Here is a 16,264-nt window from a genome sequence, read left to right on the forward strand (position 1 = left end):
GTTTAACTCGAAAACCTAAAAAAACACTTAAAAAAGCCATGAAAAAGACAACCCTGATGCTTTTTGCTGCCGCTGCCCTCGTAAGTATGGGTACCGCATGTAAAAAAGAACACCAAGCCCCTGAAGCTGGCCGCCGCGCCGTAACCGCCGGCCCTTACACCTTGTGCCAGGACACCGTTGGTAAAGTAACCCTGACCGGTGTACTGACTAACAGGACCCTGTCCAGCGACACTGTTTACTATCTGAGCGGGCTGGTTTATGTGACCGGCAACATCACTATCGAACCAGGTACTTTTGTACGCGGCCTGCCCGGCAGCGCTGGTAATCCTGGTGGTGGTCTGATCGTTACCAAATCCGGTTTTATCGATGCACGTGGCACAGAAACCTGTCCTATCATTTTCACTTCAGCTAAACACGGTACAGGTGCAAACGCTCCTGCTCCTGGTGACTGGGCTGGCGTAGTGATCCTGGGTGAAGCTACACACAACAAAGGCAACGGTTCTATCATCGAAGGTATTTCCAGCAATCCTCCTGCTGATGCTACCTACGGCGGTAACAACGATGCCGACAACTCTGGTTACCTGCATTATGTTCGTATCGAGTATGCTGGTTATGAACTGAACACAGATAACGAATTGAATGGCCTTACACTGGGTGCGGTTGGTTCCGGTACTTCCATCCACCACGTAGAAGTGTACAAAGCTAACGACGATGCTTTCGAGTTCTTCGGTGGTACTGTAAACGCTTCTTACCTGATCGCTATCGATCCGCTGGATGATATGTTCGACTTCGACAACGGTTACCGCGGTACGATCGACTACGCACTGGGCGTTTCTGATCCTAACCGTGCTGACAAGAGCCAGTCAAACGGTATCGAGCTGGATAACCACTCAACCGGTGATTCACTGAAACCAATCACCCGTCCTGTATTGAATCACTTTACCATTGTAGGTCAGCCTTCTGCTGCAGCTGCTTCTATTACTAATGGCGCTCCGTCTTCAACCGGCAGATATGGCCGTACTGCTCACCTGAGAAGAGCAGGTGCTTTCAACATCAGCAACAGCGTATTCCTGGGTCTGAACTATGGCCTGTCTATCGACAGCGTAGCCAGCGTATCTACCGCTAAATGGGGTATTTCTCAATACTGGTATACACTGGGTGTTTCCAGCCTGAGCAACAATGCTGTACATGCTTATGTACTGCCTTATGCGCAAGAGCGTAACGGAGCTGCTTACTACGCCTTTACGCCGGCTGCTGGTAACACTGCTTACACCACTTCTAACCCTAACGCCAACATCCTGTTACTGGATCCGTTTGGCCGTTTCGATCTGCATGACTTCGAAGCGGTAACCGGTGGTGCTGCGCAACTGAAAGGTGCTGGTGCGGTTCCTGTAGGTGCAACATGGGTTGATACCTGGACAATTTATTAGTAAAACATTTTTAGCCAGTGCGGGAGGGAAAGCCTTCCGCACTGCTTCTTCCCTAAGTCGTAGTTAAACAAACAAAAAGAAAATCAACAATTATGTTAAGAACATTTACCATCGGGTGCTTCATTTTATTGTGTGTGATCACTGCCTGTAAAAAGGGCACTGCCGTGGAAGAATATTACTTTTCATCGCTCAGCGCCGAACTGCTGGAGTTACCAGGAACACCGGTGCTGGACGTTTATTTTAACGATACAAAGATCGATACCCTCAAACCCGGTGCTGTGTGGAGCGGAGCCTCTGCTAAAATGATGGGTGCAGGAAAAGAAGTGAACATCATCTTTAAACGGAAGGGCACTTCAGAAGTGTTGCTGGATACGACCGTAACACCCGCTGCCGGACAAACAGTGAAGTTGAAATTTGTTTGCAGCAGCGATCTTGGTTTAAAAGAGTTTATCAGCCTGGAGCCTTCAAAACCATTGGGTACAGACACGGCTACAATAAGGTTGTTCAACACTTTGCCGGAAGAGCTGGTAGCCGATTCCATCCTGCTGGATGCGATCATTTACAGTGGCCGCGGCGCGGCGCTTACACAGGTAGCTGTGTTTCCTAACCTCGAAAAAAACAAGGTACATTCCAATATTGCGACCATCCCTTTAAAAGATGCCACCGGCCGACGCATTTTATACTGGCTTAAGTTCAGGAATGCGCGTACCGGTGTATTCATCAAATCTGCTGCTGGTGTAGAAACGCAGCCGGTGAGTATACCTGCCTCGGCCCGCTACCTGCTGGTGTTAAGTGGTATTGATGACGGCGGCGGTTTGAACTGGACGGTTACGGGTAGCGAATTACCTTTTTAAGAATAGCGATTTTTACATTCTCAACCTGTTTGTTTAACTACGCTTCTTTGTACGGGCGCGGTGTATATACATCGCGCTTTTTAACGGCAAGAAGTTTGATTATTCGTTTCACGATATATTCAGCCGCGCGATGTTTTTACGTCGCGCTTTTTTACTGTATCGGCAGCAGTACCGGTTCGCCCGTAACCGGTGTTTCATACATCTTTCGGTGGACGGATGGCGTGTAAGGCGCCAAACGGCCTGTACCGGCAATGATGCTCAGTGCTTTCTGATACAACATATCTCCGAGCGGCTGCTCGTTCATTTCATCCAGCACATAATCCGGCGTAATGCCGTTATCGTAGTCGCCTTTACCGTTTGCATTGGCCAGTTTGTAGGCGATAGGTACCATGATCCAATCGATGCGCCGTGGGTTACGCATGTCGCGGATGGTGATGGCGCCTTCATCTTTACCAAACGTTTTTTCGCCGATGAGTGTTACTTGTGTAAATGGCTTCAGGTTATTGATCAATAGTTCTGAGGCAGAGGCGGTCGCCCGTCCGCACAGGATGTACACGCGCGGCAAAACAAGCGATGCCGGTGTCAGTTGCTCCATTTTCATTACACCATCAAGGACGTCATAGAAGGAGAGAAGATGTTTGCCCAGACGTTTGTTGCCGGTGTAGTACACGAAGCCGGTATTTGCTTTTACGCCCGGTGCAATAAGGGCTGCCAGTACGGCGGCGGCGCTAACACTACCGCCCTGGTTGTAACGCAGGTCCAGCACAAGATTTTTCACGCCAGCCGTTTTGAACGATTGAAAGATGCGCAACAGTTGTGTATTGTATACATCGTGGAAGCTGTTGTAAAAGAGATACGCGGTGGTACCGTTAATGCGATGTACCAGGGGGTGGTCGTAAACGGTTTTTTTCAGGTGGATGCTGTTGCCTTCCGTGACGGTGTCCGCAGTAACATCGGCAATGGTAATGGCAAAACCGGTTGAATGTAACGCCCGTTGTAATAAACCGGCCGCATTGTTTGCCGTAAGTACTTCTCCATCAACACGGGTAAAATAAGTTCCGCGTTGTATGCCGGGGTGCGCATCCGGCGCCACCAGTTTCACGACTCCCAGAACGCCGCCCGGTGCAGCAGGCCATTGAATGACGGAAAGCTCCACCCCGAAGTTGCGGAACATGTATGCCGGCTGTGTGCTGTCGTAGGCCGGATGGTACATAAAAGAAAAACGGTCGGCGGGGGAGCGGAGGCTTTGAAACCAGGAGAACGTTTCCTGCGAAGCGTCTGGGCGGACGGGCAGCTGGTCACTCCAAAGGTAGAATTGACGCAGGCTATCCAGCACCCAGGTATTGATCTCCGTCCGGGTAACAGGGCCGGTGGGAGCGGGTGGGGGAGGATCGGCTTTGCGGCACGCGTAGCAGATCGGTATCAGCAGTAAAAATGAAAAACGTGACATGAATGGGGATTTACTTGGGCTCCATCCCATAGTGTAACATCACTTCGCGCTTTATGAACTGGAGCGCCAGGGTTAAATGATTTTTTACGGTGGCGGGGGAGATGGACAGTTGTACGGCAATTTCGCGGTTCGTGCAGCCCTTGTCGCGGCTCAGCAGGTATACCGCCTTGCGTTGCTCAGGCATTTTTTCTATTACTTTCTGCAGATGCGATTGATATTCTTTTTCGAGCAAAGGCGTATCCACCGGCGCATCCTGGCCGGATTTAGGAAATTCCTGCATCGCCTTACGGCTTCTGTACAGCTTGCGCGACTCGTCGATCACCAGGTTTTTGGCATACACGAACAACAAGGGAAAAATGTCCTGTCCCGGCTTCACCTGCTCCATGTTTTCCCACAGTCGTATAAAACATTGCTGGGTAATTTCATCCGCACGGCTAACGTCTCCCGTAAGCTTCAGCGCAAAGCGGAATACTTTGTCCCTGTTGGCGTCGAACAGTTCCTGGAAATGTGTCGAAGGGTTATCAGACATAGTGGATCATTCGGATAATAAATGTAGGAAATGCATGTTACGCCAACGTTAAGGCAAATGTTACCTTTTTGTACCCCCGCCGGGCCCTGGCGTAGGAAGTTTCAAAATACCCCGTTACATTTGCTGCATGTTTACAGAACTGTGCTACCAGACCTTCGTCCGCAGCATCGCGGACTATCACCTGACGAACGACGTGTACGGACAGGTGAACAATCCGTATGAAAAAACCGCTATCGAACACCTGCTTTACACCAAAAACTGGATCGATACCGTACAATGGCACCTGGAAGATATTATCCGCGATCCGAAAATCGATCCTGTAAAGGCGTTAGAGATCAAACGCTGGATCGACCGTTCCAACCAGGAACGCACCGATATGGTGGAATACATCGACAGCTATTTCCTCGATAAATACAAAAACGTCATCCCGCAGCCCAGCGCCAGCATCAATACCGAAAGTCCGGCTTGGGCGATCGACCGCCTGTCTATCCTCGCCCTCAAGATCTACCACATGAACGAGGAGGCTACCCGCGCCGATGCCACCGAAGAACACCGCGCCGCCTGTCAGCGCAAACTCGATGTACTGCTGGAGCAGCGCCGCGATTTGTCTACCGCCATCGAAGAACTGCTGGAAGACATCCAGAAGGGGCGTAAGTACATGAAAGTGTACAAACAGATGAAGATGTACAACGATCCTTCCCTGAACCCTGTATTGTACGCACAGCAATAGTATGGCCACAGTAGCGCTTAAGACCATCGTCGCCATGCGGTTTTCCGCCCTTGGTGATGCCGCCATGACCATTCCCGTCATGCGTAAGGTACTGGAGGCAAATCCAGGCATACAAATCGTATTCGTCAGCAACCGTAACTGGGAGGCCCTTTGCTTGGGCATTCCCCGTTTACATTTTCACCCCGCCGATCTCAAAGGCGCGCATAAAGACCTGAAAGGGTTGTACCGCCTGTTCAAAGAGCTGCGCACTGCTTATAAAGTAGATGCCGTGGCCGATCTGCACAACGTGCTCCGCTCCAAAGTCGTGCGTACCCTGTTTCGCCTTACCGGCGTGCCCGTAAAAAGCATCGATAAAGGCCGGGCGGAGAAAAAAGCCCTTACCCGTAAGGAACATAAGGAGCTGAAACAGCTCACCAGCACTGTAGAACGATATGCGCTAGTTTTTCGCCAGCTTGGATATGAATGCACACTTGATGCACTAAAGCCTGAAAAACAGCCTCAAATCATCCAAAAAGGCGAAAAGAAGTGGGTGGGCATTGCGCCATTCGCGACCTACCGCGAAAAAATGTATCCGCTGGAAAAGATGGAAGACGCCATCGCCGCCCTTTGGAAAAAAGGAACGGCCGACCTGCTGTTATTCGGCGGTGGTAAAAGTGAAACGGCGATGTTGAAGGAACTGGCCGCCCGGTACCCTGGTGTGCAGGTAGTGGCCGGTCGTTTTTCGCTGGCAGAGGAGCTGTCCGTCATTTCTCAGCTCGATGTGATGGTGAGTATGGACTCTGCCAATATGCACCTCGCATCGCTGTTTGCCGTGCCCGTGGTGTCTGTTTGGGGCGCTACCCATCCCTATGCAGGTTTTATGGGATATGGCCAAAGCGAATCAAATGCAGTACAAATCGATCTGTATTGCCGGCCCTGTTCCGTATTCGGCAATAAACCCTGTTACCGGGGTGATCATGCATGTATGGAAAACCTTCCTTCAGCGGCAATTGTGAAGCAAGTGGAAGAAATTTGCAGTCTGTAACCCGCCACAGCATTGAATCGGGCAAAAATCTAAAAGTTTTTTTTGTAGAAATGAAAAAATGTATAATTTTGCCATCCCGTTAAACGATGTCCTATAGTATAATGGTAGTACAACTGATTTTGGTTCAGTCTGTCTAGGTTCGAATCCTGGTAGGACAACGAAAGGTCGAAAAGCTACAGTCTCATGACTGTAGCTTTTTTGTTTTTATGGCTACCTGGTAACGCTAACGCCGCCATCAGGAATATCCTTTTTCATTACGATCATCCGCGCCGAATGTGCGGGTCGCTTTTATTCCACCGTCACCTTCACCGTTGCAGCTACCTGTTTACCGAAGTCCGTCACATATTGGCGGAACTGTGCGGAGTCTGCAAACTTTTTATCACTCAGTTCCCAGCCGGCGATGGCATAATATTCCACCGGCTTATCGCCAATGTTCATTTTAGCCAGGTAGCAACTGGCGAGTTTCCTGCCTGCCTGTGCTTTCATGGCACCGTTGTAGCCGTCTGAAGGTACCAGTAAAGCGAGACCGATGATCCATTCTTTATTATAGCCGTGCCTTGCATGGGAGATGAGGGCCGTCCAGTCATCGTTGATCTTTACTTCCTGCGGCGCTACATCGGTGTTGATGTGCGGGATGCTGATGAGCAGTTGTTCGCCTTTGGACGCGCCGCTTACCAATACTTTATTCTGATAGGCATACATGCCGGGCCAGATGCTTACGTTTTCTTCCAATCCGTAACCTTGCCAGTTGTCGTAGCTGATGCGGAAGGCGGATTTCACCGGACCTTCAGCGGTTATTTTGAAAGTGGTTTTTTCCACGTTGTTGATGCTGTCGTCTACTGTAATGCCTAAACGAAGGGCACCGGTATCCGTCAATAAACCTACGCCACCAATACCGGCAGAGTTGCCCACTGCGAGCGGATCGCGACCCCAGGCGGCCATTGTATGATAGTTGTCTTCCACGGCGCCATTGGCGTTAATGCCTACGGTTTCGGGGGTGATGCCAGGCGTCAGTTTACCGAAAAGGTCTTTGGCATTGCGGCCGTCCAGGTAATGGCGGAAGCCTACTTTATCATTTTCCCAGGAAGGGCCGTCGGTCTGGTATTTCTGGAAGCCCTGTGCTTTGGGCATATCCTGGCGGTTAACGGTTTCGGTCAATGCCGGCTTTACCGGGTCGCTGGCGGTTGCTCTTTTGCCGAAACGTACGCTGGTGCGGGTAGTGTAATGAGGCGATTCCTTTAACCATCCCAGTGAATAGGTGGCTGTAGCTTTCGCCGGCAGGTTCACTACGAAAAATAGTTCGTCCCACTGCCCGTCGCCATCCATATCGTTTAACTGCGAAGGCACGGTGTCGCCGGTGGGCGACAGCACCAACGGGAACAGGTTGTTTTCCGGCGGCGTTTTAAAGCTGCTCCGCGCGATGGTGATCGGCTTGTCGGTTAGTGTTGTGGCCGAAGTATTTTCGAGCGTTATATGGGCTTGTTTCGATGTATTACAGGCTGTCGCTGCCAGTGTTCCCAGCAGCAGTAAGAGTGTTTGTTTCATCAGGTGGAATGTTTAGTCGGACAAGATAGTCATTTACTTCCGGTTGCCATACCGTTTCAGCCAATCCTTCGGCACGGGTATAATACAGATGTTCATCGACCGTCCGTCGGCAGACAGCATGGCAGATTGGATTTGTATTTTGGTGCCGTCGGGGCTCATAGTCGGATGTGGATGGTCGGCGGCAGTGGTTTTGTGGCCGGTGGATAGCAGCCGCATTTCACGGGTGTGCCGGTCTATCAGGTAAATATTGCGGCCGAAATCGTCACCCACCGCCCAATGCCCGTCCGCCGAGCCGCTCACATGCCAAAGACCGCTGCCGCTCTTTGTTTGCCCGGCTATTTCTACTTCGCGGGTGCGCAGGTTTACGATCGCCAGGCCGGTGGGCTTTTCGCGCGTGCCGCTTGGGCCCCAGGCAGCTTCCTGTCCCGGGTTGGCGCCTTCTACGGTGGTACCGGCTCCTACTTCTTTCCTGCTGTTCGGTATTTTACGATGTCCCATGAGGGCAAAGGCTACTTCGTCTTTTGTGATTACGGCTTCGTGTGTGACCCACTCGTGTTCCGATTCGGGGTACAACGGGCGCAAGCCGCTACCGTCGGACATTACCGTCCAGGTGCGCTGGGGGGATTTGCCGCCGGTTTCCCAGCAAAATACGATCTCGCCGGGCTGCCAGGGATTGGTTTGGATATGCCCTACCTGGAAGGGTACGGCTATCACGTGTTTTACTTCACCGGTATGCACGTTCATGGCCGCGATGCCGGAAGGGCCTGCGCCCATGTTACGCGGACCGAAGGCAGTTTCTATTTTGGTGCCGGGCGCGATGCGGCGTGCGGCTTCTTCCTTTCCAATGCGAAAATAGGCCCAGTTTTCATCACCATCCAATGCCAGGTCGCCGCTGGCACCAATTTCCGGGGGCGGACTACCACATACACGCTGATAGGCATTGGCGGGTTGCAGGCGATTGGTCTCGCTGTCCTTAAACAGTTTCTCCAGGTCAACTTCCACAATCTCCACCTGTTTGTCGCGATTGCGCAGGAAGTAGAGCTTCATGCTGTTACGGGCCACGTTCAGCATGCCGGTATATCCACCTTCGGTTACCTGCACGATCACGCCGGTTTTTTCATTCACGGCCATGGCTTCCCCTTTCACGCGGTTAGAGCGGAAGATGAGCCAGTGCCCGTCAGACGTCCACTGGTTGTGGGTTTGATAGATCTTTGAATCGCCGGCGGCAGTGCTGGTTAAGAATGTGAGGGATGTACCGGTCACCGGATCTTTCACCACTTTTCGTTCCGATGGAAACCGCCGTCCGATCTGGGCCTGTGCGCTTAAGGTAAGCAGCAATGCGGCCATCATGCAGGTAACTTTCATGACGGTTATTTTTTCATTTGCACAGCACTGTCATTAATCTCGAAAGGATGCTCGCCCAGCATGCGGTATATTTCTGCGCCGGCCAGCAGTACGGGGCCGTAGCCATGCGCTGCAAAATTGCTGATCGGGCGATAGTAGTAAAATGCAGGATCGAAGCCCATGCCGGTGCCCACGCAGGTACCTTCGACCTGCCCATTGGCAGCCACTTTAGTACTTACGGCATTCCAGGCCAGCAGGGCCATTGGGCCGTATGCTTTTGACTGGAGCCAGCCTTTGTTAATGGCGCGGGCAATACAATATGCATAGATAGCAGTAGCAGAAGTTTCGAGGTAGCTGTCGTTGCGGTCCAGCAGCTGGTGCCAGAAGCCTGTTTTATCCTGCCGCTCGGCCAGGCCGGCAGCGTGGCGGGCAAGGGTGCTCAGTATTTCCGCACGGCCTTCGTGGTTAGCGGGCAATGCGTCCAGCAATTCGACCATGGTCATGATGGCCCAGCCGTTTGCGCGCGCCCAGTGGAACTGCGGATGCGGCTCCATGTCCTGCACCCAGCCGTGCATAAACAGGTTACGTTCTTTGTTGAACATACGGTTGCTGAACAGGCGGAATTGTTTCACCGCTTCGTCGAAGTATTTATTGTCGCCGGTGAGTACGCCCATTTGCGCAATCGCCGGTAAACTCATATACAAATCATCGAGCCACAGCGTGTTGGCCAGCGGACGGTTACGCGCCAGGGTACCGTCTTTCAGACGGAACTCTTTTGTCATTACATAGTTCAGGAAGTTGTCGATCATCGGGCGCACGGTTGCTTTGTCTGCACCGGCCCTTATCGCTTTGATCATGGAGGCTGCGAGTGAACCGGCATCGTCGAGTGCATGTGGTTCCATCACAGATCGTACCGGTGTGGTGTTCGTGGGCTGACCTTTATACTTTTTCACTACCTCGCCCAGGAAGTTAACACGCTTAATCGTGTAAGCCGTGTATCGTTTGTCGCCGGTGGCAGCACCTGCTTCCAGCATGCCGGTATATGTAACGCCCCACTCATAGCTGGTAAGGCGAAAATCACCCGGCTGAAAGATAGTGTTGGCGCCGGCTTTGGCGATGTCTACTTTCTCTTTGCTTGTTTTATCTGCCAGTTGCGCAGGCGTAACCCCATCGAGATAGGTGTATACGCGGTCCAGTACCGTCTTCACTTTTTCCTGCGTGGTTTCGCCATATGGTGTTACATAATCTGGTTTAGTGAGATGCAGTGGCTGGCTTACGTCATTGCCTTTTCCGCTTACGTACTGGGCCTGTGCAGGTAACGAAAAAGCCAGGATGGCCAGAGGCAGGAATCTTCTTTTCATATCGATGGACATTCAATTAAAAATGTGAATCATAACGTGTTGATGTCCCAATATATAAATTCTTTCACTTCCGGCATCCTGTACCTTCATGTCCAGTAAATACAAGGTAAGTGTCATTCTAACAATTTTAAAAGAAGCAGGATAGAGCAGGACGCTTTTTCACTTCATCATGAGTAATTTGACATTCAATCTGAAGTTCTTTATTTAAACTCCACGAGATATGAATCCCACACTGATACGGTGGCGGAGCCGGCTGCTATTGCTGTTGCTCGCCACGTTTACGACTTATTCTATTTCTTACGCACAATCCACAGTAACCGGAAAAGTAACAGACGAAACAGGAACTCCACTCGAAGGCGCATCGATTCAACAGAAAGGAACTCCACTCAACACTATCTCGAAAAAAGACGGCACGTTTACCCTATCAAATGTCACAGCATCCTCTGTAATTGTAACATTTGTTGGTTATGAGACAAAAGAAATTAAACTAACAGGGCAACCGCTCAACATTTCGCTACAGCTCAGTTCCAGCGCGTTGCAGGACGTAGTGGTAGTAGGTTATGGCAGTCGCCGTAAGGGCGATGTAACGGGTGCGGTGGCTTCGGTCGGCGAGCAAAAGCTGCGCGAAGTACCCACGACTAACATTACACAAGCGTTGCAGGGCCGCATTCCCGGCCTTGTGGCCACGCCCTCTTCCTTCCGTCCCGGCTCCGGCGGTACGATCCGTATTCGCGGTAACCGCTCGCTCGTTGCTACCAATGATCCGTTGGTGGTGGTAGATGGTGTGCCCATCGCCTCCAGCATCAACGACCTCAACCCGTTGGATATCGAAAGCATCGACGTGCTCAAGGATGCTTCTGCCACGGCCATTTACGGCTCGCGTGGTGCGAATGGCGTTATCCAGGTAACGACTAAAAAAGGTAAGGCGGGAAAGGTAACGGTGGAATACGATGGTAAGGTATCTTTCGACGATCTCATTCGTCCGCTGGATGTATTTTCTGCCGCAGATTTTGTGCAGATGCGCCGCGATGCTTACTTCGCTAACCGCTCCTACAACACGGCTTTAAGTCCGGGCACCAACAACTATTTTCCCGATCCGCGTGTAGATACGATCCTCTTCGGTGCACGCCTCGATCATTATACCTGGCAGAACGTAGCCAATGCTTACACCTGGATCGACCGTTCCCGCAGCATCTATGCAAAACGCGCTACCACGGCCGAAGAAAAGCAACTGCTCACCAATCTTAAACTCGCTGTACTGGATAGTATCGCGATTTACGATCCATCTAAAGTAACCGGTTATAACTGGCTGAACCACGGGCTGGAAACGGGTATCACCAATAATCATAACATTACGGTGCGCGGTGGTACGGACAAGTTTAAAGGCTCTTTCAGCGGTGGTTATTTTAACCAGAAAGGGGTGGAGACAGGGCAGGACTTTACCCGCTTTTCTTTCAATCTTAGTACAGATGTAAAGCCGCATGAAAGGGTAAACTTCGGTGGTGGCGTACTATACACATTCTCTATTCAGAATACGGGCCCGAGTGTGTATCGCGGCGCGGCCGGACAATTGCCTATTGCGCAGCCTTACGACACAACGGGAACGTTTTTGCTGAACCCGGGTAATGATGCGAACATCACCAATCCTCTGAATGATGTAAATACTGTTTTTAACGAAACCCGCGTGAACAGGGCGATCCCTAATGTGTTCGGCGAAGTGCAGATATTGAAAGGACTAAAGTTCCGCGCGGCGGCTAACATCGATATGTCAAGTGTGATCAATGGTACATTTAATGGTGCGGTATCGTCTGTACGTGCGGGCAGTCCTGCTACGGCGACATATACCACCCGCAACTACTTTACCTGGTCGGCACAAAACTTCTTAACCTACGATATGAAGTTCGGCACAAAACATTCGCTGAATGCTATGGTAGGACAGGAGTTCGTGAAGAACCGATATGAAGAACAATCTGTTTCCGCAGAGCAGTTGATCTACGAAAGCCAGAAATGGCATTCCCTCCAGAACAACTCCGCTACTACGCCAAACCAGGCGCAGGGCGTGTTTACGGAGTCGCAAAACTGGTCTTACTTCGGCAGGATCAACTACGGCTTTGATGATCGTTACCTGCTTACGTTTAACGTGCGTGACGACTGGTCGTCTGTACTGCCCGCCGGCCGCCAGCACCAGGTATTTCCTTCCGGCGCATTGTCATGGCGTATTAACCAGGAACAATTTATGCGTGACGTAAGCTGGGTGGATAACCTGAAACTTCGCCTTGGATACGGTTCTGTGGGTAATGCGGGCATTAGTCCGTACCTGGCCGGTGGTACACTGGTAAGAACACCTTATAACTTCGGTCCGGCCGCGGCACAGGGATATGGCCCAAGCACATTGCCGCTGGATATTACCTGGGAGAAAACTAATTCCGCCAACATCGGTATCGACTTCGGTTTCCTGAAAAATCGCATCAGTGGTACCATCGACTTGTATCAAACTAAAAGTAACCAGATCCTGAGTAAAAGATTGCCTACGACCAGCGGTTTTCCGAGTGTGCAGGTGAATATCGGGGAAGTGGAAAACAAAGGGGTGGAATTGAGTTTGACTACTGTAAACGTCGACAGGCCTGATTTCAACTGGACGACCGACATCATTTTCGGTTTGAACAAAGAATCGATCAACCGGCTGGAAACGAAGGCCGACAATATCGCGAGCCAATGGTTTATTGGTCAGCCGTTGAGCGTGTACTACGACTACCAGTTTAAAGGCATCTTCCAGTATTCGGATACCGTGAAAGGAAGCGGTGGCATACTGGCCGATTACTTCTGGCTGAAAAGCGGCAACCGTAACAACGCAGCCTACCAGCCAGGCCGCGCGTACGTAGCGGATATGAACAAGGATACAGCGATCACTGAGTTGGATAAACGCGTGTTAGGCTTCCATAACCCGCGTTGGACGGCGAGTTTGAATAACACCTTTACGTACAAAAATTTCGAATTGAATGTGTTTGTTTATATGCGCAGAGGATCGCTTATCCGCGAAATGAGGCCCAGTCTGAATGGCCGTTATCAATCCTTTGCCGTGAATTACTGGTCGCCCACCAACCCGTCTAACGAATACGCACAGGCGAACAATACCATCGATATTCAGCAATACTGGCAGGCCATGGGCTTCCGTGACGGATCATTTATACGCGTGCGTAATATTTCGCTCACTTACCGCTTGCCACGGCGACTGCTTGATAATTGGAAAATACCCAGCCTGAGCGCATATGTGAACGTGTTAAATCCATTCCTGTTCAGTGAATATAAAACCGCCGATCCGGAAACCGTTCCGTACACGACCTCTTACCCAACGGCCTCTAACACTGCGCCGGGCCCTACTTCCTTTAACTATCGCAGCTTATTGATCGGTGTACGCTTAGGCCTTTAATTCAACTTAAATAATCGGTTATGAAAAAATATATTTTGCTGATACTTTGTTTTACGGGCATGATGAGCGCCTGTAAAAAATTCGTGCAAGAGGAGTTGGTGAGTACCCTCACCTACGAATACTATAAAACAGACCAGGGGTTGGAAGATCTGGTGAAATCTGCCTACCAGAACACTCGTTACAAATACGAAAACGAACAAGCCTATGCCTTGTGGAATTTTGGAACAGATGAATTTCGTGTAGGCGATCAGTTTAACTACGTTTTTTACAACACCTACGATCCTGCCTTCCTGAATCCTGCACAGGGTTTGCTGGACGGTTTATGGACGGCGAACTATTACGGCATCAACCGCTGTAATCTGGGTATCCAGTACATTCCGGCGTACAATAACCCGGCTTCACGCACCCTGGCTACAGAGGCGGCGAAGAACCAGCGTATTGCGGAGTTGCGTTTCCTGAGGGCGTACTATTACTTCCAGCTGGTACAACAGTTCGGCAGTATTCCGTTAGTAGTGGAGGCTTCTACCACTGCGCGCAGTGACTTTGCAAAAGCCAGTGTAGCCGACGTTTACCGGCAGATCATTTCCGACCTGCGATATGCTTCCGAAACCTTGGCGCCGCTTACTTCCGATCTGGGACGGGCCACCCGTGGTGCTGCGCAGCACTTCCTGGCCAAAGCCTATCTGACACGTGGCAGCGCGGTGACCGATCAACGCGGTCAGCTGCCTACCGATATGGATAGCGCGGCTTATTATGCCGAGCAGGTCATCAATTCCGGCAACTACATCCTGGAACCTGATTATATGAACTTATGGAAAGGCGTGTATCCAAAAGGGTATCCACAGGTAACTGCGCCGCCGGTGGGTGTTAACGGTGATCCTCCATACAACACCAACTATGCGAGCGGCGTAACCGCGGTAGATTATGCCGAGTTCCAATTATCGCAGGCGAGCAAAGAAGTGATTTTTGCTGCACAATTCAGCAGTGTGTCGAGCCTGAACAGCAGCAGTGGTAATCGTGCGCACCTGTTTTTCATGATGCAGTATGACGGTGGTATCGCTGGCCTGTCGCGGTTAGTGGATAACTTCAATATGCGTCCTTATCGCCGCCTGCGACCTACCGATTACACCATCGATCTGTACGACCGCAGGAACGATTCCCGTTTTTATAAAAGCTTCCGCACCGTGTATTATCGTAACAACGGCACCAGCACTGCGGCGGACAATGCCGTGCCTAAATTTACCGCTGCCGATGCGCCTACACCGGCACTGATAGGCCGGCCGCGTTATGGTAATGGCGATACTGCTGCGCTGTTCATTGTAAACGACAAAACGACCACCCTTACGGCCGCAGAACTGGCTAATACCACTCGTTTCCGCTACAACACTTATGCGCGTTATTATCGCAATGCCGGTGGTGCGCTGGTGGAAGGAACAAACAATAACAAGTACCTCGCCCTCGTCAAACACCTAGATCCCGTGCGGCAAACGCCGAACTATAACGAAGAACGCGGCGTTCGTAACGGCATCCTGGCCCGCCTCGGTGAAACTTACCTCATTGCTGCCGAGGCATGGGGACGTAAAGGCGATTATGCCAAAGCCTTGTTCTACGTAAACGAAGTACGTAAACGCGCGGCTTACCGCACCGGCGAGTTCAAGAACCCGGCTTTCTGGCAGGTGCATGGCGGTACGCAGGGTGATGTGACGAACACCATCGCGCAAATGACCGCTGTGGAGACCCTGTTTACGACTAACGCCCCCAGCGAATTATATCCTGCCGGCGTAGGAAGCACAGAAGCCCGCTTCATTCACTTTATGCTGAACGAGCGTACCCGCGAGCTTTGTGGCGAGTTTTACCGTTGGGAGGACCTGGTAAGGACGGAGACGCTCTTACTTCGCACCGAAGCCTATAACGACGATGCCACTGGTATTGAACCGCATCATAAACTGCGGCCGATCCCATCCCTGCAGATCGATGCGACAACAATTGGTGGCCGCCCGATGACAGCAGAGGAAAAACAGGCTTACCAAAACCCTGGCTATAATTGATTTTAGGTAGAATAAATGGTTAAGGATAGCGCCGTGGCTTCGTGCCGCGGCGTTTTTTTTTACTTGAGTGTGTTTAACTCTCAGATAACTCTCAGATAACTCTCAGATAACTCTCAGATAACTCTCAGATAACTCTCACATAACTTAAACCGAATTTTTTTTGCGGCAATTGCGACATTTTGCGGTAGTTACGACATCCGGCGACACTTAGCGACAGCTGCTGGCCGAATGGCTTTTTTACATCGTATCTTTGTAGAAGACTGCGGCGCGGAGTGGAAGCCTGTTCTCTTCGTCCCCGTCGAACGCAGTGAAGTGAACTTCGTGCATAGTCTCCGCCCCAGTCATTGTCGGTCGCCTCTTAACGCGTAGACTGAGCACGATGATGGCTTCACTGCGTTCGCCATGACGGGCGTGGGGTTTCGCCATCGCAAGTTGCAACGAACACGAATACTCGCATGATGGTAACGATTCGTCATACGAACCTGTAACTGCTACAGCGCAAACGCAAAGCGGCCCGCA

General features: G+C 51.1%; 11 protein-coding genes and 1 tRNA gene. 7 read left to right on the top strand and 5 right to left on the bottom strand.

All coding sequences use genetic code 11. From position 1 onward, the window contains the following. Window positions 1–38: 38 nt before the first annotated feature. Together MKQ68_RS01515 and MKQ68_RS01520 are read left to right on the top strand one after the other, a co-directional pair. Window positions 39–1,430, top strand: a complete 1,392-nt coding sequence (locus MKQ68_RS01515; RefSeq protein WP_264281781.1) for a beta-helix domain-containing protein — start codon at window positions 39–41, stop codon at window positions 1,428–1,430. 92 nt (window positions 1,431–1,522) lie between these two features. Beyond that, the gene (locus tag MKQ68_RS01520) at window positions 1,523–2,284 is read left to right on the top strand and encodes a hypothetical protein (protein WP_264281782.1); all 762 of its coding nucleotides are present in this window, start codon (window positions 1,523–1,525) and stop codon (window positions 2,282–2,284) included. Between the two features lie 151 nt (window positions 2,285–2,435). Here MKQ68_RS01520 and MKQ68_RS01525 read toward each other — a convergent pair whose 3' ends face one another. Both MKQ68_RS01525 and MKQ68_RS01530 read right to left on the bottom strand, forming a co-directional pair. Next, on the bottom strand, window positions 2,436–3,734 hold the full coding sequence (locus MKQ68_RS01525; RefSeq protein ID WP_264281783.1) for a S41 family peptidase: 1,299 nt from the start codon (window positions 3,732–3,734) through the stop codon (window positions 2,436–2,438). A 10-nt stretch (window positions 3,735–3,744) separates the two neighbouring features. Next, window positions 3,745–4,263: a sigma-70 family RNA polymerase sigma factor gene (locus tag MKQ68_RS01530; protein WP_264281784.1), complete on the bottom strand. Its 519-nt coding sequence runs from the start codon at window positions 4,261–4,263 to the stop codon at window positions 3,745–3,747. A 127-nt stretch (window positions 4,264–4,390) separates the two neighbouring features. Here MKQ68_RS01530 and MKQ68_RS01535 point away from each other — a divergent pair, with 127 nt between their 5' ends. The 3 genes from MKQ68_RS01535 to MKQ68_RS01545 all read left to right on the top strand — a co-directional run bounded on the left by MKQ68_RS01535 (window position 4,391) and on the right by MKQ68_RS01545 (window position 6,175). Next, entirely contained in the window at window positions 4,391–4,993 is a 603-nt protein-coding gene (locus MKQ68_RS01535; RefSeq protein ID WP_264281785.1) for a DUF4254 domain-containing protein, read from the top strand. A 1-nt stretch (window position 4,994) separates the two neighbouring features. Next, a complete protein-coding gene (locus MKQ68_RS01540) occupies window positions 4,995–6,017 on the top strand; it encodes a glycosyltransferase family 9 protein (protein WP_264281786.1) in 1,023 nt (340 codons plus the stop codon). 87 nt (window positions 6,018–6,104) lie between these two features. Continuing rightward, window positions 6,105–6,175, top strand: a tRNA-Gln gene (locus MKQ68_RS01545). A gap of 130 nt (window positions 6,176–6,305) precedes the next feature. Here MKQ68_RS01545 and MKQ68_RS01550 read toward each other — a convergent pair. The 3 genes from MKQ68_RS01550 to MKQ68_RS01560 are packed head-to-tail and all read right to left on the bottom strand — an operon-like array spanning window position 6,306 to window position 10,267. After that, window positions 6,306–7,562, bottom strand: a complete 1,257-nt coding sequence (locus tag MKQ68_RS01550) for a DUF4861 domain-containing protein (protein WP_264281787.1) — start codon at window positions 7,560–7,562, stop codon at window positions 6,306–6,308. Between the two features lie 33 nt (window positions 7,563–7,595). Further along, window positions 7,596–8,927, bottom strand: a complete 1,332-nt coding sequence (locus MKQ68_RS01555) for a conotoxin (RefSeq protein ID WP_264281788.1) — start codon at window positions 8,925–8,927, stop codon at window positions 7,596–7,598. A 5-nt stretch (window positions 8,928–8,932) separates the two neighbouring features. Continuing rightward, window positions 8,933–10,267: a glycoside hydrolase family 88/105 protein gene (locus MKQ68_RS01560; RefSeq protein ID WP_264281789.1), complete on the bottom strand. Its 1,335-nt coding sequence runs from the start codon at window positions 10,265–10,267 to the stop codon at window positions 8,933–8,935. A 220-nt stretch (window positions 10,268–10,487) separates the two neighbouring features. On the opposite strand from MKQ68_RS01560, the gene MKQ68_RS01565 reads away from it, so the two are divergent. Further along, window positions 10,488–13,697, top strand: a complete 3,210-nt coding sequence (locus MKQ68_RS01565; RefSeq protein WP_264281790.1) for a SusC/RagA family TonB-linked outer membrane protein — start codon at window positions 10,488–10,490, stop codon at window positions 13,695–13,697. A gap of 20 nt (window positions 13,698–13,717) precedes the next feature. Further along, the gene (locus MKQ68_RS01570) at window positions 13,718–15,745 is read left to right on the top strand and encodes a RagB/SusD family nutrient uptake outer membrane protein (protein ID WP_264281791.1); all 2,028 of its coding nucleotides are present in this window, start codon (window positions 13,718–13,720) and stop codon (window positions 15,743–15,745) included. The last annotated feature ends 519 nt before the right edge of the window (window positions 15,746–16,264 follow it).

It is taken from the genome of Chitinophaga horti (assembly GCF_022867795.2).
In the GTDB taxonomy this organism is placed as follows: domain Bacteria; phylum Bacteroidota; class Bacteroidia; order Chitinophagales; family Chitinophagaceae; genus Chitinophaga; species Chitinophaga horti.

What these genes read in the sequence shown, in the direction of transcription:
- MKQ68_RS01515 (WP_264281781.1), top strand. Translation starts at nt 39, where the DNA reads ATGAAAAAGACAACCCTGATGCTTTTTGCTGCCGCTGCCCTCGTAAGT.
- MKQ68_RS01520 (WP_264281782.1), top strand. Translation starts at nt 1,523, where the DNA reads ATGTTAAGAACATTTACCATCGGGTGCTTCATTTTATTGTGTGTGATC.
- MKQ68_RS01525 (WP_264281783.1), bottom strand. Translation starts at nt 3,734, where the DNA reads ATGTCACGTTTTTCATTTTTACTGCTGATACCGATCTGCTACGCGTGC.
- MKQ68_RS01530 (WP_264281784.1), bottom strand. Translation starts at nt 4,263, where the DNA reads ATGTCTGATAACCCTTCGACACATTTCCAGGAACTGTTCGACGCCAAC.
- MKQ68_RS01535 (WP_264281785.1), top strand. Translation starts at nt 4,391, where the DNA reads ATGTTTACAGAACTGTGCTACCAGACCTTCGTCCGCAGCATCGCGGAC.
- MKQ68_RS01540 (WP_264281786.1), top strand. Translation starts at nt 4,995, where the DNA reads ATGGCCACAGTAGCGCTTAAGACCATCGTCGCCATGCGGTTTTCCGCC.
- MKQ68_RS01550 (WP_264281787.1), bottom strand. Translation starts at nt 7,562, where the DNA reads ATGAAACAAACACTCTTACTGCTGCTGGGAACACTGGCAGCGACAGCC.
- MKQ68_RS01555 (WP_264281788.1), bottom strand. Translation starts at nt 8,927, where the DNA reads ATGAAAGTTACCTGCATGATGGCCGCATTGCTGCTTACCTTAAGCGCA.
- MKQ68_RS01560 (WP_264281789.1), bottom strand. Translation starts at nt 10,267, where the DNA reads ATGAAAAGAAGATTCCTGCCTCTGGCCATCCTGGCTTTTTCGTTACCT.
- MKQ68_RS01565 (WP_264281790.1), top strand. Translation starts at nt 10,488, where the DNA reads ATGAATCCCACACTGATACGGTGGCGGAGCCGGCTGCTATTGCTGTTG.
- MKQ68_RS01570 (WP_264281791.1), top strand. Translation starts at nt 13,718, where the DNA reads ATGAAAAAATATATTTTGCTGATACTTTGTTTTACGGGCATGATGAGC.